At 62.4% G+C, this 20,004-nt stretch carries 23 protein-coding genes, 1 tRNA gene and 1 pseudogene; 13 read left to right on the top strand and 12 right to left on the bottom strand.

Annotated elements, in window-relative coordinates; all coding sequences use genetic code 11:
• Nucleotides 1–257 precede the first annotated feature (257 nt).
• The 7 genes from EB230_RS18895 to EB230_RS18865 all read right to left on the bottom strand — a co-directional run bounded on the left by EB230_RS18895 (nucleotide 258) and on the right by EB230_RS18865 (nucleotide 4,251).
• On the bottom strand, nucleotides 258–662 hold the full coding sequence (locus tag EB230_RS18895; RefSeq protein WP_056572310.1) for a TadE/TadG family type IV pilus assembly protein: 405 nt from the start codon (nucleotides 660–662) through the stop codon (nucleotides 258–260).
• Entirely contained in the window at nucleotides 652–1,092 is a 441-nt protein-coding gene (locus EB230_RS18890; protein WP_056572312.1) for a TadE/TadG family type IV pilus assembly protein, read from the bottom strand. Before EB230_RS18890 ends, EB230_RS18895 begins: the two co-directional genes overlap by 11 nt.
• Before the next feature lie 6 nt (nucleotides 1,093–1,098).
• The gene (locus EB230_RS18885) at nucleotides 1,099–2,325 is read right to left on the bottom strand and encodes a pilus assembly protein TadG-related protein (RefSeq protein ID WP_172373566.1); all 1,227 of its coding nucleotides are present in this window, start codon (nucleotides 2,323–2,325) and stop codon (nucleotides 1,099–1,101) included.
• 257 nt (nucleotides 2,326–2,582) lie between these two features.
• Nucleotides 2,583–2,846 (bottom strand): DUF6074 family protein, encoded by a 264-nt coding sequence (locus tag EB230_RS18880; protein ID WP_056573404.1) that lies wholly within the window; start codon nucleotides 2,844–2,846, stop codon nucleotides 2,583–2,585.
• 162 nt (nucleotides 2,847–3,008) lie between these two features.
• Nucleotides 3,009–3,305, bottom strand: coding sequence for a DUF982 domain-containing protein (locus EB230_RS18875; protein ID WP_172373564.1), 297 nt, complete (start codon nucleotides 3,303–3,305; stop codon nucleotides 3,009–3,011).
• A 180-nt stretch (nucleotides 3,306–3,485) separates the two neighbouring features.
• Nucleotides 3,486–3,725, bottom strand: coding sequence for a hypothetical protein (locus EB230_RS18870; protein WP_172373562.1), 240 nt, complete (start codon nucleotides 3,723–3,725; stop codon nucleotides 3,486–3,488).
• A gap of 109 nt (nucleotides 3,726–3,834) precedes the next feature.
• The gene (locus tag EB230_RS18865; RefSeq protein ID WP_172373560.1) at nucleotides 3,835–4,251 is read right to left on the bottom strand and encodes a hypothetical protein; all 417 of its coding nucleotides are present in this window, start codon (nucleotides 4,249–4,251) and stop codon (nucleotides 3,835–3,837) included.
• A 200-nt stretch (nucleotides 4,252–4,451) separates the two neighbouring features.
• Here EB230_RS18865 and map point away from each other — a divergent pair, with 200 nt between their 5' ends.
• The 10 genes from map to EB230_RS18810 all read left to right on the top strand — a co-directional run bounded on the left by map (nucleotide 4,452) and on the right by EB230_RS18810 (nucleotide 14,735).
• A complete protein-coding gene (gene map / locus EB230_RS18860) occupies nucleotides 4,452–5,279 on the top strand; it encodes a type I methionyl aminopeptidase (protein WP_056573408.1) in 828 nt (275 codons plus the stop codon).
• 55 nt (nucleotides 5,280–5,334) lie between these two features.
• Nucleotides 5,335–6,099, top strand: coding sequence for a DNA repair protein RadC (radC, locus tag EB230_RS18855; RefSeq protein ID WP_056572322.1), 765 nt, complete (start codon nucleotides 5,335–5,337; stop codon nucleotides 6,097–6,099).
• A 355-nt stretch (nucleotides 6,100–6,454) separates the two neighbouring features.
• On the top strand, nucleotides 6,455–7,267 hold the full coding sequence (locus EB230_RS32465; protein WP_210261321.1) for a hypothetical protein: 813 nt from the start codon (nucleotides 6,455–6,457) through the stop codon (nucleotides 7,265–7,267).
• Nucleotides 7,268–7,622: 355 nt separating this feature from the next.
• A complete protein-coding gene (locus EB230_RS18840) occupies nucleotides 7,623–8,804 on the top strand; it encodes a PfkB family carbohydrate kinase (RefSeq protein ID WP_056572325.1) in 1,182 nt (393 codons plus the stop codon).
• A gap of 60 nt (nucleotides 8,805–8,864) precedes the next feature.
• Complete coding sequence (locus tag EB230_RS18835) at nucleotides 8,865–9,641, top strand: glutamine amidotransferase (protein WP_172373556.1); 777 nt, start codon at nucleotides 8,865–8,867, stop codon at nucleotides 9,639–9,641.
• A 36-nt stretch (nucleotides 9,642–9,677) separates the two neighbouring features.
• Nucleotides 9,678–10,448 (top strand): ATP-binding cassette domain-containing protein, encoded by a 771-nt coding sequence (locus EB230_RS18830; RefSeq protein WP_172373554.1) that lies wholly within the window; start codon nucleotides 9,678–9,680, stop codon nucleotides 10,446–10,448.
• A 34-nt stretch (nucleotides 10,449–10,482) separates the two neighbouring features.
• Entirely contained in the window at nucleotides 10,483–11,469 is a 987-nt protein-coding gene (locus EB230_RS18825) for an autoinducer 2 ABC transporter substrate-binding protein (protein WP_172373552.1), read from the top strand.
• Nucleotides 11,470–11,476: 7 nt separating this feature from the next.
• Complete coding sequence (locus EB230_RS18820) at nucleotides 11,477–12,463, top strand: ABC transporter permease (RefSeq protein ID WP_081295110.1); 987 nt, start codon at nucleotides 11,477–11,479, stop codon at nucleotides 12,461–12,463.
• Nucleotides 12,460–13,419: an ABC transporter permease gene (locus tag EB230_RS18815; RefSeq protein WP_056572334.1), complete on the top strand. Its 960-nt coding sequence runs from the start codon at nucleotides 12,460–12,462 to the stop codon at nucleotides 13,417–13,419. The genes EB230_RS18820 and EB230_RS18815 overlap by 4 nt, the downstream gene beginning before the upstream one ends.
• On the top strand, nucleotides 13,416–14,735 hold the full coding sequence (locus EB230_RS18810) for an ArgE/DapE family deacylase (protein ID WP_246738814.1): 1,320 nt from the start codon (nucleotides 13,416–13,418) through the stop codon (nucleotides 14,733–14,735). The genes EB230_RS18815 and EB230_RS18810 overlap by 4 nt, the downstream gene beginning before the upstream one ends.
• 74 nt (nucleotides 14,736–14,809) lie before the next feature.
• On the opposite strand, the pseudogene EB230_RS18805 reads toward EB230_RS18810, so the two are convergent.
• The 3 genes and pseudogenes from EB230_RS18805 to tig form a co-directional block, all read right to left on the bottom strand.
• A pseudogene (locus tag EB230_RS18805) lies at nucleotides 14,810–14,947 on the bottom strand (UbiA family prenyltransferase); the annotation flags it as partial.
• Between the two features lie 114 nt (nucleotides 14,948–15,061).
• On the bottom strand, nucleotides 15,062–15,586 hold the full coding sequence (locus tag EB230_RS18800) for a hypothetical protein (RefSeq protein ID WP_056572336.1): 525 nt from the start codon (nucleotides 15,584–15,586) through the stop codon (nucleotides 15,062–15,064).
• Nucleotides 15,587–15,751: 165 nt separating this feature from the next.
• Nucleotides 15,752–17,236, bottom strand: coding sequence for a trigger factor (gene tig, locus EB230_RS18795; RefSeq protein WP_056572338.1), 1,485 nt, complete (start codon nucleotides 17,234–17,236; stop codon nucleotides 15,752–15,754).
• Nucleotides 17,237–17,594: 358 nt separating this feature from the next.
• On the opposite strand from tig, the gene EB230_RS18790 reads away from it, so the two are divergent.
• Nucleotides 17,595–17,677 (top strand) — tRNA-Leu (locus EB230_RS18790).
• 20 nt (nucleotides 17,678–17,697) lie between these two features.
• On the opposite strand, the gene EB230_RS18785 is transcribed toward EB230_RS18790, so the two are convergent.
• Together EB230_RS18785 and EB230_RS18780 are read right to left on the bottom strand one after the other, a co-directional pair.
• Nucleotides 17,698–18,282 carry a GDYXXLXY domain-containing protein gene (locus EB230_RS18785; RefSeq protein WP_056572339.1) on the bottom strand — a complete coding sequence of 195 codons (585 nt, stop codon included), beginning with the start codon at nucleotides 18,280–18,282 and terminating at the stop codon, nucleotides 17,698–17,700.
• The gene (locus EB230_RS18780) at nucleotides 18,279–19,397 is read right to left on the bottom strand and encodes a DUF2157 domain-containing protein (RefSeq protein WP_056572342.1); all 1,119 of its coding nucleotides are present in this window, start codon (nucleotides 19,395–19,397) and stop codon (nucleotides 18,279–18,281) included. Before EB230_RS18780 ends, EB230_RS18785 begins: the two co-directional genes overlap by 4 nt.
• Before the next feature lie 235 nt (nucleotides 19,398–19,632).
• Between EB230_RS18780 and EB230_RS18775 the strand changes: the two genes are divergently transcribed.
• Nucleotides 19,633–19,773 (top strand): DUF1127 domain-containing protein, encoded by a 141-nt coding sequence (locus tag EB230_RS18775; protein WP_013531315.1) that lies wholly within the window; start codon nucleotides 19,633–19,635, stop codon nucleotides 19,771–19,773.
• Nucleotides 19,774–19,823: 50 nt separating this feature from the next.
• Nucleotides 19,824–19,964, top strand: coding sequence for a DUF1127 domain-containing protein (locus EB230_RS18770; protein ID WP_065005581.1), 141 nt, complete (start codon nucleotides 19,824–19,826; stop codon nucleotides 19,962–19,964).
• Nucleotides 19,965–20,004: the final 40 nt, after the last annotated feature.

Below are 20,004 nucleotides of genomic sequence, written 5' to 3'. Positions count from 1 at the left end.
TTCCTGGCCTTGGCCCACGGGGATCAAAACCAAGGCAGATTCAGAACTTCACCAGGCGAAGAATGTTCCGGCGGCAGGATCGATCCCATGCCCCTCGTTAACCGCTCGAAACCATCTTCTTGCGTCGGTGGTCGGCAGATGGGTTGAATCAATGGTGCCTTTTGGGGGTTCGCTTGTTCTGCTCATTGACCGATAGCGCCCGGGAACTCGAGCATGCCTGCGTCACTTGACTGCCAAAAACCTGCCAGCTGACACGCCTAGCCGCCAACCAGCGGCACGGTAACGGTGGTCGCGTAATTGATCGGGAAGGCGCTGAGGTAAGGGAAGTCGACGACGAAGGCATAGGTGGCGGTCAGATGCGCCATGCGGAAGCCGCCGCTCGCCGGGTCGATGGCTATCGTCACATTCACATCCTTCAAACCCAGGGCCTGCAATTTCTGCGTGGCGATCGATTGGATGTCGGCCTGGGTCAATGTGTTCTGAAGCTGCAGCGAGCGCGACGATGTCTCAAGCGTATAGCGAACGCTGGAAACCGAGTTCATCGACCAGCCGAAAGCGAAGATTCCGAACAGCAATATGATGAGGAATGGCGCGATCAGCGCGAACTCCAATGCCGCTCCACCCGATCGATCCCACTTGAAGGCGCTTGCCTTAACGGACACGGATCACCTCCAGGTGGCCGATAACGCTGGAAGTGGAAAAAACGCCGAAGGTGAAGGGCGGCGTCCAGGTGGCCGATGCCTGGATCTGAACATAGACCGATGGAACCTTCGGCCCACTGCACAGGGCGGAAGCGTCGACCACGGTCGTCCCGCACATATAGATTCGGCTTAGCGTGACCTGGCCGTCCGCCGGCCGCTTCTCCCAGCTCGAAATCGCAACGGCCTGCGTCGCCGTGTCATTGGTCGAGCCTTCCATGATCAGGTTCGCGGCGGTCTTCACGCCGGCGCGCATCGACAGCGAACTCGTCACATAGGACCAGCCGTCGATGATGCCGAGCAGCGCCGCGCACAGGAAGGGCAGGATCATGGCGAACTCGACCGCCGCGACACCCGAACGGTCGCCAAGAATCGGCTTTGATCGGCGTTCCACGGGAGGCTACTCGACCAATGCCACGGACTGCGCGGCCGGAATGTCGCGCATCCCGAGGCTGGTGCAATCCTGATTGATGGTTGAATTGCCTGACCATTGTATCGTATCGGCGACGACTTGGGTGCAGCCGCCGTTGCCCGAGAAATTGCCGAGATAGCTGACCTGCTGTCTTGGGAAGTAGATGGCCCCAGTCAGCAGCGAGTCGGCTGTGCCGTTGAATGTGCTGGATGCACTGCTGCCGGCCCTGTCGCCATAGAACAGAACACCTGAATAGGCGCCCGAAGTCGGCGCGCTGAGCTGCACGGAGGCATTGCCATTCATGCTGACCGTCGAGCTGCCTGACATGAAGATGGTCACCCCGCTGCCGGTGACGGAAGCGTTGGCGTTTATCTTGAGATTGCCCTGAACGACATAGACGCCCGGCTGGAGGGTAACGCTGCCGCTAAGGCTGAGTCCGCCGCAGTAGGTGCCGGGTTTCAGCGTCGATTTGTTGGTGTTCTGGCAGGGATTTGAAGCCGCCGGGGTCGGCAGGTCGGCGAATGGATCGGCGGCAGGCAGCGCCTGGGTGATCGGGGCTGGGCAAACGGTGGTGACCGGATTGTTCAGTGAAACGCCGCCCGCCGATATCAGGCAATCGACCTGCAGTGCCGCCGAGCCCTGGAGCTTGATGGCGTCCGAAGCATTCGAATTGGACATCACCACGCAGCCGGTGACCTTCACGCTGGTACTGCCGGAAAACAGTACAGCCTGCGAGGCGGTCGGATCCAGCGCGGTCATGCAGGACTTCGAGGCATTGGTTATAAGGGCCACCGCCCTCGCCTGTTCAGGCACCTGGCCCTGCGTGAAGATCGAGGTGAACATCCGGTCGAGCTTCTGGCCGACGATGACCTCGACCGCTTTCTTCGCCGTATTTGGTCCGGACACTGGCGGCGTATTGACGACGATGGTGCCCGAGCCCAACCCATTCGACGCGGCCGATTGTGTCGCGGCCGCGACGATCGTCGGCTTGTCGGACCCTGAGATCTGTTCAAGCGCGCCGGCATAGGCGGCGGCATCGGCCGTGGCCTGCAGTCTCAAGCTGTTGTAGTACCAGTAGGAGGTCTCCACGCCGAAGCCGGCGGCGCCGACAACGATCGGCAGGCTGAGGGCGAAGATAGTGGCAACATTGGCCCTGGTACTCCGGCGTATACCGGTCGCCATGAGCCGAATTCGAGTGAAGCAGCTGGAAGCCATAGTTTAATTAGAAAGCACGCATATATGAACGAACGGCTAAGAAGTTCGGTTCATTTTTGATCACGGCTTCGATCGGCTTCAAACAGCCGGCGCTTTGCTGACCGGTGCGCGGAAGACGGCGATGCCGTTCCTGACGGCACGGGAGCGCTCCAGCGACAAATGACGCCGATTGCAGGATACGCTGGGCAGCTCCGGCGAATGGAAGCGATCCAACTCATTTGGATGCGGTCAAATCCAGAGCGCCGGCAGTCTTGGCTTCAGGCGGAAAGGACGGGCACCGGCTCTGAGGCCACTCCAGCCGACAACTCTTTCTGTACGGCCAGAAAAAATCTGCGGACTTCGTCACCGGCGGTGGCTCTGTCCCTGCCCGATCCGACAACGAGGTCAAGCAGTTCCGCTGCCTTGGCCCTCCAGAACGAGGCCGCGGTCTCGCCATGCAGATTGTCGAGCTTGGCCGCAACTTCTCTGACCAGGAATAACTGACGGTCGATCGGGAACGCACGGATTTTTTCTGCAGACATCTTCCGAACCATGAGACTGACGCAACGAATCAACATTGCTGAACAGGCAATGGCGTAGCCGCGAAGGTGGAAACGGAAGCTTAACGACGCTATTGATGGATATCCGCGGCACGAGACAGTGCACTCGAGCCGAGCCGGCTATCGAGGCAAGCGCATCTGCCCTCAGGCCTGCAGCGCCCTCGCCTCGCCGCCGCGCTTGCGCGGCGCCATCATGTCGCCGGCCATCAGTCCGGTAACGCGGCAGAACGCCATGAATGCCCGGCAGGCATCCTCGGTCTTGACCACGTCCACCGTGGCGCCAAAGCAGGCGTTGAAGGCTTTCTGATACACCGGTCCCTGCCGGCGCGCCGGCCAGTCCTGGAGAAAATCCAACGCCTGCTCGACGCTGTAAATCTCCTCGACCGGCAAGCCAGGCCCTGGCGCGATGCGCACCGGCACCTCGAACTGCAATCTGTCCATCCGAAATCTCCCGAACTGGCGTCGCCCAGCAACGCCGTCCGTCGTCAAAAGTTGCTTTGACCGGTCTGTGCCACGGAAATGTGTCGTCACTGCGGAAGCGGCCGCCTTTGCTGCAAAGGCGAGGAAAGTTCTGCCGGCACCAGGATGCCCGGCAGAACGTTCCGATCCGACGGGCGCAATTCACTGGTTGGCGGGGTCGGTCTCGGCGTCGAAGGCCATGCGCACCACCATCACCAGAATATAGGCCGACGGCAAGGCGAACAGGGCACCGAGCACGAGCGCTCCGGTTCCCGACAGATAGAGCGTCTCGGCGATCGCCCAGTAAACGGTTCCGATACAGATGAACGCCTGAACGGACAAAAATGAAGCAGCCGAGGCCGCACGCGACAGGCTTTTGAATGTCTTGATACGTTGTTGCATTGCGATGATCCGGAAATGACGCACCGCGCCACCAGTGCGCGGCTATGGCCGGCGCACGGATCGCGGACGCGAATGGCTTGGTATGATGGCGAACGCGGTCTTGGACCGCTCAGGCTTGCGCGAACGGCGGCGCGCGCGGCTGATTGGTGCTGGTGCACGGAGCCGAGACGGTCCCATGGCCGGCGACGACCACTGCCGGCGACGTCGGGGCGAGCCAAAGGAAAACAGTTTCTGGAGCTGGTAACGCCGGATGGCCGCCCGCGAACTTGGCCAGCACCGGCCTGGCGGTGCGAACCTCAACGGCCTGTGCCTTGTTGGTGACGCGCAGCAGCGCGGCGGCTTCGCCCGACCGTTCGACGCCAACGCTGGCGCTGCCCTGGGCGGGGTCGGCGAAAGTTGGGACATCCGGCCGGCCGAGGCACAGCATCGCCAGCAGCACAAGGCCCATCAGACATGAGCAGGCTGCCGTCAGCGGCGCTTCAAGCGATCGGGCGCGCTTCAGGGCTGTTCGCGATCTCCAAAACATCGTTCCGCCCTAGCGCACGATGACCGGAAAGGAAAGCAAACCGTGAAAAACCGGCAAAAGACCGCGCCGACGCGACGAATATCCCGCCGGTTCGGATTGCATCAGGCAGTTCTTCCTTGAACCTTTTGCCCCCAAGTGCCAAATCTGGTGTGATTTTCACGCTGGCACACCTGCAGCGCCCCACCTTCCACACGGACAAAATGGTCACCTATCTCGACGCCGCCACCGCCCCCCTCAGAAACACCGGCCAGATCCGCCTCTATGGCGAGGACGGTTTTGCCGGCATGCGTAAGGCATGCGACCTCACCGCGCGTTGCCTCGACGAGCTGGTGCCCATGGTCGCGCCCGGCGTCACCACCGATGCCATCGACCGTTTCGTCTTCGAGTTCGGCATGGATCACGGCGCGCTGCCGGCGACGCTCAACTATCGCGGCTACACGAAGTCGTCCTGCACCTCGATCAACCATGTCGTCTGCCATGGCATTCCCGACAACAAGCCTTTGAAGGACGGCGACATCGTCAACATCGACGTCACCTACATTCTCGATGGCTGGCATGGCGATTCCTCGCGCATGTATCCGGTCGGCACCATCAAGCGCGCCGCCGAACGGCTGCTCGAAGTCACCCATGAATGCCTGATGCGCGGCATCGCCGCGGTCAGACCCGGGGCTCGCACCGGCGCCATCGGCGCCGCCATCCAGACCTACGCCGAGGCGGAGCGCTGCTCGGTGGTGCGCGACTTCTGCGGCCACGGCGTCGGCCAGCTGTTCCACGACGCCCCGAACATCCTGCACTATGGCAACGTCAATGAAGGCGTGGAAATGCGGCCCGGCATGATCTTCACCATCGAGCCGATGATCAATCTCGGCCGGCCGCATGTGAAGGTGCTGTCGGACGGTTGGACGGCGGTAACCCGCGACCGCTCTCTGTCGGCGCAGTACGAGCACACGATCGGCGTGACCGACGCCGGCTGCGAGATTTTCACGCTCTCGCCCAACAAGCTCGACCGCCCCGGCCTGCCGGCCTGATTTTTTGACCGTCGGGCGACTGCTGCGCCCGATCGATTGCCGGATGCGGGGGCGGATGGGGAAAGCCAACGACGAAGACGACGAGCGGAGTTTCTTCTCCGAGGTACCGGTCCGGCGTGCGGCGAAGGCCAAGCCGGCCTCAGCCGAGAAACCTGGATATCTCGGCCATCGCGACCGCTTGCGCGAGCGCTTCGTCTCAGCCGGTCCGGACGCCCTGCCCGACTATGAACTTCTGGAGCTCCTGCTCTTCCGGCTGATCCCGCGCGCAGACACCAAGCCGGCCGCCAAGGCGTTGCTCGCGCGGTTCGGTACATTGGCCGAGGTGCTTGGCGCGCCCGTCAACTTGTTGCAGGAGGTCAAGGGCATCGGCCCGGCGGTGGCGCTCGACCTGAAAGTCGTCGCGGCGACGGCGCAGCGCATGGCGCATGGCGAGGTGCATGGCCGCGAAGTCCTGTCGTCCTGGACGCAGCTTCTCGCCTATTGCCGCTCTGCCATGGCCTTCGAGGCACGCGAACAGTTCCGTATCCTGTTCCTCGACAAGAAGAACGCGCTGATTGCCGACGAGGTGCAGCAGACCGGCACTGTCGACCATACGCCCGTCTATCCCAGGGAAGTGGTCAAGCGCGCGCTCGAACTGTCGGCCACCGCGATTATCCTGGTGCACAACCACCCGTCAGGGGACCCGACGCCGTCGCGCGCCGATATCGAGATGACGAAAGAGATCATCGAGGCGGGCAAACGGCTGGGTATCGCCGTGCACGACCACATCATCATCGGGCGCAAGGGATATGCCAGCATGAAGGGCCTGCTGCTGATCTGAGCGGCGGCCGATATGGCGAACAAGTCATCTTCGCCGAGAGCGAAGCCAGGGCGTTCGCGCGCAACGCATCCGACCAGGCTTTCGTCACCGGCTTCCCGTGTTCCAGCGCCTTCGACAGGCCGCTCGACCATTATTGCGGCGAGCTAAGACCATGGTCCGGCCGGGATGGGACTTCAGTGCCATGGTCGTCTCATGGCGCTGATTTGCGTGGAATATCAAATAATTGCGCCGTCTGCGGTTACCAGCCTCGCGCATTGCGACCGCATTTGTCTAAAGTTTACTCCGTACGGTTAGCGGTTTCTCATATTACGCTGCCCTAGCGGTGGCGGAGGTGGCGATTCACCGAGGAGACATCATGACAAACCGGAAAACTTTGTTCGCGGCGCTTGCCGCACTGGCGCTTCTGGCGTCGCCGGCGCTCGCCGGGGGCGGCAACGGGCACGGTGGAGGCAACGGGCACGGCGGCGGCAATGGCAACGCCGGCGGCAATGGTAACGGCAATGCCGGCGGCAATGGCAATGCTGGCAGCAATGACCATGGCAAGAGCGGCGCTTCGCATGGAAAGTCTGCGTCAGCCCCAGGACAAGCAGCCAAGGCGGAAACGGACACAACAACCGATACCACGGTCGATACCACGGTCGACAACACCCAGGTAGCGTCCGTGCCCAAGGACAAGAACATCCATGCCAAGCTTGGTCGGCTGAACTCGCTGCAGCGCAACATCAACGCCTATATGAATTCCAAGAGCAAGAAATTCGCTGCCATTCAGGCCTTTGTGACGCAGTCGGCGAAAGCCAAGAACGCCCAGGCCGCGGCTGAGGCGGCTGCCACCACGGCCGCCGCTGCCCAGGCCCAACTGGATACGCTGAATGCGCAATTGACCGCGCTGCAGGCGGATCCGACCGCCACGGCCGCACAAATCCAGGCTGTGAACGATCAGATCTCGGCGCAGCAAGCCGTTGTCGACGCCGACAACGCGGCGGCTGCCCAGGCAGAAGCGGCGGCCGCCGCCGCCACCGTCGGCACCGATCAGGCGTCGCTCGACGCGGCACTGACGGACATAGCCAACAAACCGGTCGACGCCGAGGTCACGGCATGGGCCCAGGGCGTCCTTGCCGGCAAGATCGACCAGATGGCGGCCAAGATAAACGCGGAGACGACGCCTTAGGCATCCACCAAAAACGGCGGTATCCTGATTTGCCGAAGACAATGCCGTCGGGTTCGCCCGGCGGCATTGCTGTTCTGGCCGCAGGCAAAACGCCCGGGGACCATTCAAGCGTGGCAGCTGCTTGCTGGGTTGCTGAAAGGCGCTGCGATGTACGTCCGATGAAGCGCGGCTAATCGAGCGAAATGCCGAAATTTGAAAATCGTTCAATCCCGGAAAGATCAGTCCAATCACACCGACACGATTGGATCAATCTTCCAATCAGCAAGCGCCACATTCAGTTTTTTGGAAAATAGTTTCGTTGAGGCGCCGCGCTTCCGCTGTTACCGTTTGAAACGCTTCAATCGGAACCAGGCAATTGCAACGCAAGCGCCCTACTATAGCGGATGTCGCACGGACCGCCGGTGTCTCCATCGGCACGGTCTCGAACTTCATCAATGGCACTGCCGGCCTCAGGGAAGACACGCGCGACCGCATCGAGAAGGCGGTCGCCGCACTGATGTACCGGCCGAGTTCCTTCGCGCGTTCCCTGCCCGGCCGCGCACTGCGCAGGCCAAAAAACCTCGATCACCTGCCGAGACTTCTGGTCGCCGGACGCGTCAGCGTCGACTTCCTGTGCCGCGTCGACGTGCTGCCGCATAGAGACGACCGGATCACTGCCAGCCATATCGAAAAGGCGCTGGGTGGCCCGGCCGCCAATCTCGCGGTTGCCGCGGCCGGCGTCGGGGCGCCCTACGCTCTTGACGTGGAGTTGGCGACGGCGGTCGGCAGGGATGCGGAAAGCGACTGGGCGCTGGGCGAACTTTCCAAGCTAGGCGTCCACGCCCTCCCCATCCGCAGCACGCCCAACAACCGGCTTTCGCAGGCGATCGTCATCATCGAGCGCAACGGCAGCCGCACCATCATCAGCGAACCGTTCGAACTGGGTGAGGTCGACCTGACCGCCAATCTGGACATCCAGTCCGAGCAGCGCCCGGCCTGCCTGCATATCGAAGGCTTTCACTATGAGACGATGACCGCCTCCATCACGCGCTTTCATCAGGCCGGCTGGAAGGTCAGCCTGCATTCGGCCGGCTTGCCCAAAAGTGCGCGCACGCCCGAAACCTTCGCGCAGATGGTCAGGCAGATCGATCTGACCTTCATCAACGACGTGATGATGCGCGAGATTTTCGGCTTTCGCACCGGAATGGCAAGCATGATCGAAGAGGTGCGGCTGAGGCTGTCACGCATCAAGCCGCGTGGAACCGTCGTGCTCACCCTTGGCGAGTTTGGCGCGGTCGTGTTCCCGGCTGGCGGCGGCCCACAGATCGAGGTGCCGGCACTTCCGGTCAACCGCGTCGATGCCACCGGCGCCGGCGACAGCTTCGCCGGCATCTTCCTGAGCCTGTGGCTGCATGGCGCGTCGCTGGACGCCGCCGCCCGCTATGCAGCGATCGGCGCGAGCCTGACGACCACGGTCGAAGGCGCGCAGGGCTACATCGCCGATTTCGCGACCCTGAAGGCCACCGCCTTGGCGGGCGACACTGTTATGGCAAGTTAAATCAAAGACTTATCAATTTCTGGACATCAGCCCATCAGGCGAAATCGGGAGAATATGATCATGGCGAGAGCAAAAGTCCTTCTGGTCGGCGAGAGCTGGATGAGTTCGGCAACCCACTACAAGGGTTTCGATCAGTTCGGCAGCGTCACCTTTCATCTGGGCGCAACACCGCTCGTTGCCGCCCTGAAGGACAGCGAGTTCGATCTCGACTATATGCCGGCCCATGAGGCCGTCGAAAAGCTGCCCTTCACCATGGAAGGCCTGTCGCAATACAGGGCGATCATCCTGTCCGACATCGGTGCGAACTCGCTGCTGCTCCATCCCGATGTCTGGCTGCACGGCAAGACGGTTCCCAACCGGCTCAAGCTTCTGCGCGACTGGACGCTGGCCGGCGGCGGCCTGATCATGATCGGCGGCTATTTCTCCTTCCAGGGCATCGACGGCAAGGCGCGCTGGCATCGCACGGCTGTCGAGGATGCGCTGCCGGTGACTTGTCTTCCCAATGACGACCGGCTGGAAATCCCAGAGGGCTTTCGGCCCGAGATCACCGGCCCCAGGGATCATCCGCTCTTTGCCGGCATCGACGGCGAGTGGCCCATTCTTCTCGGCGCCAACGAGGTCGTTGCCCGCGAGCGGGACGATGTCGAAGTCCTGGCGCGGCTGCCGCAGGACCAGGGCGGCCACCCCCTGCTGGTCACCGGGCGCCATGGCGAAGGCCGCACCTTGGTCTGGACATCGGACATCGGCCCGCACTGGCTGCCCAACAGCTTTGTCGAGTGGCCCGGCTATGCGCGCCTTTGGACCAATGTGCTGCGCTGGGTGAGCAAGACCATCTAGCCGCTCAGCCCGATCAGAAACAGCTGGGAAACCGCCATGACTGCACCGTTTCTTGTGGCCAGAAACATCGCCAAGCGCTTCGGCGCGCTGACCGCGCTTGCGAATGTCGACCTGGAAATCCATTCCGGCGAGGTGCTGGCGCTGCTCGGCGACAATGGCGCGGGCAAATCGACCTTCATCAAGATCCTGGCAGGCGCTCATGCGCCGAGCGACGGCGAACTCGTCATCGAAGGCAAACCAGTCACCTTTTCCTCTCCCAAGGATGCGGCGTCCTCGGGGATCGCGACGATCTTCCAGGAATTGGCGCTTTCCGAGAACCTTTCGATCGCGGAGAACGTCTTTCTCGGCCGGGAATTGAAACGCTCCATTTTTGGTGTCCCGTTCCTGAAGCGCCAGGAAATGCGCCAGCGCGTCGACGTCCTGCTGAAAGAACTCGATGCCCATATCTCCGACCCGGAAGCGCCTGTCGGCAGCCTGTCCGGCGGTCAGCGCCAGGCGGTCGCCATTTGCCGGGCGCTCAATCTGAATGCCAAGCTGGTCATCATGGACGAGCCGACGGCGGCCCTTGCCGTCGCCGAGACCCGCAAGGTGCTGGCGCTGACACGGCGGCTCGCCGCGCGCGGCTGCGCCGTCGTCCTCATCAGCCACAACATTTCCGAAGTCTTCGAGGTTGCCGACCGCATCGTCGTGTTCCGGCGCGGCCGCAAGGTGGCCGAACGGCTGGCCACTGAGACCAATCACGAGGAAGTCGTTTCGCTCATAACAGGCGCTCATCCCGACGTGCGGGCGCTCGAAAAAACAAACTGAAACGCACGTCATTTCCAGAGAGGATCAAACCAAAATGCTTTCACAACTCAAGAAAGTGCTCGCCGCCTCCGCATTGTCACTCGTCGTTGCCACCGCAGGGCATGCCGCGGACAAGCACAAGGTTGCCTTTGTCCCGCAACTGATCGGCATCCCCTATTTCAACGCCATGGAAGCCGGCGGCAATCGCGCCGCCAATGATCTCGGCGTCGACTTCATCTATTCCGGCCCGGTCGACACCAATCCGGTCGACCAGTTGCAGATCGTCCAGAACCTGATCGACCAAGGCGTCGAGGCGGTCTCGGTCAGCGTGCTTGATGCCTCCAGCATCGCCCCAGTGGTCGAGAGCGCCAAGGCCAAGGGCATCAAACTGTTCACCAGCGACAGCGATGCGCCCGACAGCGGCCGCGCGGTCTATGTGGCCCAGGCAACCGACGAGGGCCTTGGCACGACGATCATCGACGAGCTCGTCAAGCGCGTCGGCGAGGACGCAACGATCGGCATCGTCTCCGGCGAGGCGACGGCGTCAAACCTCAACGCCTGGATCGGCTTCATGCAGAAGCAAGCCACGGCCAAATATCCGAAGCTGAAGCTGCTCGCCCCGCAATTCGCCGGCGGCACCGCGGAGCGCGCCGCGCAGATCTCTGGCGATCTCATGGCCGCCAACCCCGACATCAAGGCCATCATCGCCGTCGCATCCTCGACCTGCCCGGGCGTCGCCCAGGCAATCGAGACCGCCGGCAAGATCGGCTCGGTCATCGGCGCCGGCTATTGCAGCCCGAACACGGCGCGCTCCTACCTGAAGAGCGGCGCCTTCGGCTTCACCGTTCTGTGGGATCCCGAGCAGCTCGGCTATCTCACGGTGTGGGCCGGCAAACAGCTGATCGACGGCAAGGCCTTCGAGGCGGAGAACAAGATCGTCGGCCTGGAAAAGCCCGCTACCTATGACTCCGCCAAGGGCATCCTGCTGCTCGGGCCGCCGGCTGTCTTCACCAAGGACAATGTCGACAAGTTCAACTTCTGAGCCTGACATGAGCGCGGTGCGACAGTCTGCAAACGGTGTCTTCTCCATGAACGGACGAGAGTGGTCTCTGCTTGTCGCCTGTTTGCTGGCGATCCTCATCTTTTCCGTCGCATCGCCTCACTATGCCACCCCTGGCAATGCGGCGACGGTACTGCGCAACAGCGTCGAACTGCTGCTGATCGGCCTCGGCATGACCTTGCTGCTGGCAATGGGCGGCATCGATGTGTCGATCGGCATCGTCATGGGGCTGGCGGCCATTGCCATCGGTCGCGTGCTCGGTGCCGATGGCAGTCCGCTGCTGGCGATCATTGCCGGTCCGCTGGTCGGGGCGTTGCTTGGAGGCGTGACGGCAATTGTCGTCGTCCTCGGCCGCGTGCCCGCCATCGTCGGCACGCTTGGCCTGCTCGGCGTCTACCGCACCGCCGTCTTCGTCCTGCTCGGCGGACAATGGCTTTCCGGCCTGCCCTCGAGCCTCACCAACATCCTTGCGACAACCGTACTCGGCGTCCCTGTTCCCGCCCTGGTGATCGCTATTGCCTATCTCATCGTCTGGCTGGCGTTGCGGCGGACGCCCTACGGGCTGCATCTGCTGGCGATCGGCAATTCGGAGGAAAAGGCGCGGCTGTCGGGCATACCGGTCATCAAGACCCGCTTCATGACCTTCCTCATCAGCGGCCTTCTGACCGGCATTGCCGCCACCTTTTATGTCGCCACCTACCGCAATGTGGAAATGACGGTCGGCAGCACGCTGGCGCTCGATGCCATTGCCGCGGTCATTCTCGGCGGGACGAGCATATTGGGCGGCAAATGCAGCCTGATCGGCACCGTGCTCGGCGTGCTGCTTTTGAGAATCCTCCAGAACGGGCTGCTGCTGGTCGGCGTCCCCTCGCTCTGGCAGCCCGTCGTCACCGGCGTTCTCATCATCGGCGTGCTCGGCTTCGAGGCCGTCTCCAACCGGTTGCCGCTTGGCCTGATACAGCGGGCCCGCGCATGAAGACGCTCCGCAACCTGCAGGGCCCAGCCCTCACCTTGGCGTTGCTCTGCGCGCTCTGGCTGATCGTGATCGTCGGTCTGCTGGCGCTCAGGCCTTCGGTCTTCAACCTCGGCACGGTCACCACCATTCTTCAGTTCTCGACGATCCTGGCGCTGGTCGGCCTCGGCCAGGCGCTGGTCATCCTGGCCGGTGGCGCCGGCATCGACCTGTCGGTCGGCGGCGCGGTCTCATTGTCCGCCATCATCGCAATGCTTTGCGTCAAGCTTGGCCTGCCACCTGTCCTGCTGCCGGTCGTCTGCATCCTGGCCGGGGCGGTGCTCGGCGCATTGAACGGATGGCTGGTCAACGGGCTCGCCCTGCTTCCCTTCATAGCGACGCTCGGCACATTCTTCGTCTATTCAGGCGCGGCACTGGCCGTCACCGGCGGTGCCGCCCAGGCCGGCGTGCCGTCATGGCTGCTTGTCTGGGGGCGTGGCGTCGTGATGGGCATTCCCATGCCCTTCCTCACACTTGCCATCCCATGCTTCGTCCTGGCTGGCCTGGTGCTGATCTCGACTGCCTGGGGGCGCTGGATCTACGCCATGGGCTTCAATGAACGCTCGGCCAAGCTGGTCGGCATCCCGGTCGATCGCGTGCGCTTCATTCTCTATTGCCTGAGCGGAGCGCTCGCCGGTGCCGCCGGTCTGGTTTCGCTCGCCTGGCTCGGCAGCGGCAGGCCCAATATCGGCCAGAACCTCGAACTGGAATCTCTGACCGCCGCCATGTTGGGGGGCATCGTCATCACCGGCGGGCGCGGTGGCGTCGGCGGCGTTTTCGCGGCCGTCCTGCTGCTGGTCACGCTGAAGACCGGTCTTCTGCAATTGAACATCAACACGGTTTGGCAGGTGGGGATTGTCGGCGCCCTTCTGGTTTTCGTCCTTCTCGCCGACCGACTTTCCCAACGTTGGAGATCATGATGCCGTCAAAAGAAGAGATCATCGCCGCACGCGTCGAGGCAGCAGCCGACCGCATCGTCGCAACGCTGAGCGATCTCGTCGCCTTCCCCTCGATTGTAAAATCCAATCCCAGGGAGGCCGGGCCGGGTGAGCGCGATTGCCAGCTCTATCTGCAAAAACGCATCGAAGCGCTCGGCTTCACGACCGATCTCTGGGATCCGGACGGTCCGGCGCTCTATGAAAAATACAAAGGCCGCGCCGGCGCCAACAAGGGCCGGACCTTCGACGGCCGGCCCAATCTCGGCGGCGTCCTGAAAGGCACCGGCGGCGGGCGTTCCATCATGCTCACCGGCCACATCGACGTCGTGCCGCCCGGCGCCGCCAGCCACTGGACGACCGACCCGTTCAAGCCCGTCCTCAAGGATGGATTTCTGCACGGCCGCGGCACGGTCGACATGAAAGGCGGCGTCGCCTGCATGCTGATGGCCGTCGAAATCCTGAAGGAGCTAGACATTCCCCTGTCCGGCGACATCGTCTTCACCACCGTCGTCGACGAGGAGATCGGCGGCATGGGCTCGCTCGCCATGGTCGATCGCGGCTTTCACGCCGACGCCGGCATCATGACCGAACCGACGGCAAACAGAATAGCGCCGCTCTGCCACGGCATCCTGTGGGGCAGGATCATCATCGACGGCATAGGCGGCCACGCCGAACTCACGCCGAATGCCTGGTATTCCAGCGGCCCGGTCGATGCCGTTCAGCTGTGCCGGCAAATCCTCGACGGCATCGACATTCTCAACCGGCGCTGGATGTTCGATCCCAGGAAGAACCACCCGCTGATGGACCTGCCCAACCAGATCATCGTCACCCAGATCAATGCCGGCGAACACCCCTCCTCCATGGCAGGACGCGGCGAGATCATAATCGACGCGCAGTATCTGCCGAGCGAGCATGACGAGTTCAGGCTGGGCGGCAACGTCAAACGCGAAATCGAAGAACACATCGCCAATATCTGCCAGGCGGACCCCTATCTGCGAAAGCAACCGGCCCGCGTCGAATGGATCCTCGACGCCGACTGCGCCGAGATCCCGTCGGACAATCCGTTCGTCGGCGTCTTCCAGCAGGCGGTCGAGGAAGCCAAGCTGTCACCGGTCCTCAGCGGTTTCGGCGCGCACAGCGACATCGGCCTGCCGACCGGGCTTGGCAACACGCCGACCGTAAATTTCGGTCCGGGCGATCCGGCACAGGCTCATCAGCCGAACGAACGCGTTTCAGTGCGCGATCTCGTCGATTGCACAAAGGCGATTGCGATCGCCGTCGAGAAATGGTGCCGGTAGAGCAATTCCAGGAAAGTATGAAGCGGTTTTCCGTCCGGAATTGCCTCAAAAGCGCGCCCCTCACCCGGCCGACCCACCAGCACGCCCAGTGTCATGACCGAAAGCGCGAAGAGCACAAGGCCGAATCCGAGCGCTTCGTCCGGCGTGACGCGGCCCGACGGAACCGGCCGCCTTGACGTGCGCGACATCAGCGCGTCGATGTCGGCGTCATACGATCGCGCCTGGGCGGAATATCTCCCCGGTGGAATTGCAGCACCAACATACCATGGAATCCAGGCCGAGGGTAGAAAACCCAAGCTTTGCGAAGGTTTAGAACCCGGCCGCGCTCAAGGCGGATCGGTTCGGCAGGTCTCGGCGATCTGCTCGACCGCCTCTTCAAGCCCGGCAAGGTCGAAATCCGCCTGGCCGCGGCCTGACAACAATCCAAACCGCCAGGAAAGCGAAAGCCGTCTTGCGGGAACAAGGCGCTTGATGCCGTCGGCGCCGTCGCGCACCAGCATTCGGCCGCGTGACCCGACCGACCAGCTCTCGTCGAACTTGCCGCCGCCGTCGACGCTAACCGATATGGTGATCTTGCGGCTGGCCGAAACCCCGTCATTCAACTGCAGCCATTCGGTCCAGCGCGGTTCGCCATCCGCCCGGCAGGCAATGGTCAGCACCGGGCTGTAGCTCAAGGCGCCGCCGCCGGTGATCAGCTTGTTGGTGGCATGAAGCGAAGCAGTGACAAGACCGGCGTCATCCGTGCCGAAGCGCCAATCGCCGGCAAGCGCGTCGGCTTGGGCAAGATCACAGGCGAAGGCTAGAACGAGCGCCAGGGCGACAGCACGCCCCGTTTCAAAGAATAGGCTCAACGCCCCCTCCAGGAACCATACGGTTTGCAGCAGCAGCGCAGATAATGATCAACGCCCGGTATCGCCAAGTGCCGCGTCCCGAGAAGCGAACCGGCTGTTGCAGTTTCGCAACGAAAAAGGCCGCCTTGAGGGCGGCCTTCGTCGATTCCATGAAGTGCGGGAAACTTATTCGGCGTCCTTGGCGGCCTTCTTCTTCGGCGCGGCCTTCTTCTTCGGCTCTTCCGCCTCGTCGCTAGCCTCGCTCGCCTTGGCTTCGGCCTTCTTGGCCGCCGCCTTCTTCGCGGGCTTCGCCTTGGTCGTGGTCTCCGCTTCCTCGTCATCGGCCATCAGCTCTTCCTTGCTGACCTTGACGTCGGTGACCGAGATCTGGCCGAGCAGGTGATCGACCACCTTTTCCTCGAACATGGGTGCGCGCAGCGCGTTCAGCGCCTCGGGGTTGCTGCGGTAGAACTCGAAGGCTTCCTGCTGCTGGTTGGCCGGGAAGCGGCGAACCTGCTCGAAGAGGCCGCGCTGCAATTCCTCGTCCGACACCGTGACACCGGCCTTCTCGCCGATCTCGGCGAGCACCAGGCCAAGACGCACGCGGCGCTCGGCAAGACGCAGATATTCGGCGCGGGCTTCTTCTTCGGTCGTCTCTTCATCGGCGAAGGTGCGGCCGGCGGCTTCCAGATCGCGATTGACCTGCGCCCAGATGTTGTTGAACTCGGCGTCGATGAGCTTCGACGGCGCCTCGAACGAATAGGCCGCGTCGAGCTGGTCGAGCAGCTGGCGCTTGACCTTCTGGCGCGTCATCGAGCCGAACTGGTTCTCGATCTGGCCGCGTACGATCTCGCGCAGGCGCTCCAGTGATTCCAGGCCAAGGTTCTTGGCGGTCTCGTCGTTGATTTCCAGCTCGCCCGGCTTCGACACTTCCTTGACGGTGACGTCGAAGGTCGCTTCCTTGCCGGCCAGATGCGCTGCCTGGTAGTTTTCCGGGAAGGTCACGGTGACCTGCTTTTCGTCGCCCGCCTTGGCGCCGATGAGTTGGTCCTCGAAACCCGGGATGAACTCCTTGGAGCCCAGCACCAGCGGCTGATCGGTCCCGGCGCCGCCGGCGAAGGCCTCGCCGTCGATCTTGCCGACATAGTCGATGCTGACGCGGTCGCCTTCGGCGGCCTTGCCGGTCTTCGGCTCGTAGCTGCGTGCCGACTCGGCGACACGCTTGACCTGCTCGTCGATCTCGCTGTCCGGCACGTCGAACACCTGGCGCGTCACCTTGATGTCGGAGAAATCCTTGATCTCGATCGCCGGTATGACCTCATAGTTGAGGCGGAATTCGAAGTCGGTGCCGCCGGCCAGGATCTTCTCGGCTTCCTTCTCGTCCTCGGTCATGATGACCTCGGGCTGCATGGCGGCCTTTTCGCCGCGGCCGGTAATGATCGAACGGGTCGAATCATTGAGGATCTCGTTGACCACTTCGGCCATGAACGACTTGCCGTAGACCTTGCGCAGGTGCTGCACCGGCACCTTGCCGGGGCGGAAGCCGTTGATGCGGACCTTGTTGCGCGCGTCAGACAGCCGCGCCATCAGCTTGGCTTCCATGTCACCGGCCGGCACGGTGATCTTGATCTCGCGCTTGAGACCGGAATTGAGCGTTTCGGTGACCTGCATCGTAAAACCTTTGTTTTCACCAATGAGACTGGCACGGCCTCTGCCGTTTACAGCCTGCCGGTATAATCTTGCCGGGAATGGCTTTTGGTACGGAACCTGGCGATTTGACCGAAATTACGGCTCAAACTCTCCCAAACTGCGTTCCAAAATGTGAATAAGTTCTTGTTTTTCCTACTTCTTATCACATTCTGTAGAAGCGGATCGTCGCGTCCCGTCACATTTGACACGCCTTTTGTCACAGGCGAGGCTAATTTTCAACAGTCTTCGCGTTTAGGCGAACAACCAGCATTTCGGCCCTGACCCACCATCTTGTCTCCGACATTGACAGAATGATGGCTACATGAGATTGCCGGACCATGCGGGTATGGCGGAACTGGTAGACGCACCAGATTTAGGTTCTGGCGAGAGATCGTGGGGGTTCGAGTCCCTCTACCCGCACCAATGACCGACATCCAACATCACTAATAGAGCGGCTCCTCGAACAACGTCTTGTCGCCATCGACCAGCGCCTTGATCTGCGCGGTACCGTCGCTGGCGAGTGCAAGGCGTATCCCGAACGGGCGCACCCGCATGTCGTTCTGGATCGCGATGCCCTCGCCCTCCGGCAGGTAGAAGCGCTCGATGCCGTACTCCGGCGCGATCGTCATGCCTTCGCCGCGCAGATCCCAGCCTTCGGCGACATGGCCCAGAATATCGGCTTCGTCGGCCGCTGCGGGCGTCGGCGCCTTGCCGAACCAGGCGGTGGTCGGCGTCCAGTAGCCGTCGGCACCCTTCTTCAGGCGGACCACGATCGAGGTGTCGTCGCTGGAGAACTTTCCGGCGGGAATATTGGCGATCATTTTCACCGGAATGCGCGAGATGTCGTAGCCGAGGACAATGTAGTCGCCGCGCAGCAGGTCGCGCGGATCGACGGGCTCGATCTTCAACAGAACGTCCTTGCCGTTGCGTAGGATCGCCGCCCGGCCGGCGATGATCCAGCTCAGGAATCCTATCTGGACGAGCGCCAGCACCAGCGCCGAGATGACAAGTCTCTTTCCGGTCATCATGCCGTGGCTCCCCCGATGGCTGGACCGTTCATGCGTTTTTCGACGCGGATGATGACGACTGCCAGGATACCGAGCAGCACCGCGGCGGCCAGGAAGAAGCCGGCCGTGTCGAGCATCGACTGCAAGGTCACGACATAGATCATAGCGAGTTCGAAGGCGAAGCCGAGATAGGCAAGCCAGCGCAGGCCTCGGCTTTCCCGCCCCGCCAGCACGATAGCGGCAACGATGCCGGCGAGCGCGACGACCGAGGCGATGGCGAAGCCGCTGTTATAGGTGCTCTCGTCCGCCAGTTCGAACTGGATGATTGCCAGGCCGGTGAGGAAGCCGAGCAGAGCATGCAAGGGTAAGCGGCCGCCAAGCTGCACGATCCGGTCGACCGGTTCCGGTGCGAAGACGGCAGCCGCGAAAAGCACGGCGGAGACAATGACAAGGGGGATCGCCACCGGAAGCGTCGCGTGATTCCCGGCCAACAGCACGAGATAGAAGAGCAGCGACAGGATGATCAGGTGCCGCGCCGGCTGACTGCGGGTCCAGAACGAGACGGCAAAGAGCACGACCGCCATGACGACGAAGGCATGCGGAAAGTTGGTGCGGCTGTAGTAATCGAACCCTTTCAGGAACAGCCAGGCGTCGGCGATACCGACCGCCGCGACGGTCAGCGGGTTCGACCGCAGCGCCACCGCCGCCAGCGCCGTGCCGGCGCCCCAGGTGACCAGCGCGGAAGCCTCGTCGCCGGACAAATGATACATCTGGCCGATCAGCGCGATCGAACCGCCGAAAGCAGCGGCAGCCACGATCCACAGCGCTTCGCCGATCGCCGCATGGTCGCGCGTCTTCAGCACCGCGCCGCCGACATAGCCGCCAAGAATGATGGCAAAGAGCGCGGCCACTCGAGCGAGCCGAGGGATCGCATCCCAGTTGGCGGCGACGAAGATCAGGATGGCCGCGCCAAACAGCAGCGCCGCCATCATCGCCAGGATAGAACCGAAGCTCAGCGACTTGCGCTCGTTGGCCTCGACGTCACGGGTAAGGGAATCGGCCGTCGCGGCGTCGATCAGGCCTGTCTGCAGCCACCGCGCGATGTCGGACCTGACCCGTGTCGAGTACCCTGCCATGCCCTGCCTCCCCCGCTAGGTCGTTTTTTTAGCCGAACCAGCCAAACCGTTGACGTTACGGCACTTTCTGATTCTGGCTTCTTTGTGTCAGGTCCGTGAAGGCGCGTTAATGTTGCATTGCACAATTTGCATTGCTGCCATGCAGCCATAGCGCTTTTAAATCGATATGGGCCCGCCTATTTATGGTTCGTACACAAACGGAATGATCCGCAAGAAAGACGAAACGAGAACTACCATGAACCTGATCCGCAACTACCGCAACTGGCGCCGCTACAGGGACACCGTGTCCGAGCTGAGCCGCCTGAGCAACCGCGAACTGACCGACCTCGGCATCAGCCGCAGCGACATTCCTTACGTCGCTCGCAAGGCGGTCTAATTCTTCGGGCCGCGAATGGTCCGAACAAGTTTCTAAAAAAGAGAACCACAATGAACCTGATCCGCAACTATCGTAACTGGCGCGTTTATCGCGAGACGGTTACCGAGCTGGGTCGCCTTTCGAACCGCCAGCTGCATGATCTCGGTATCGTCCGCGACGAAATCAAGATCATCGCCCGCAAGGCGATCTAACGGAATTTCGCTGGAATCGACCTCCTCCCCGAGCCCAGCG

This window comes from Mesorhizobium sp. NZP2234 (assembly GCF_013170765.1).
GTDB classification, from domain to species: domain Bacteria; phylum Pseudomonadota; class Alphaproteobacteria; order Rhizobiales; family Rhizobiaceae; genus Mesorhizobium; species Mesorhizobium loti_D.
The sequence above is the reverse complement of the archived record's forward strand: the minus strand, read 5'-3'. Positions and strand labels throughout refer to the sequence as shown.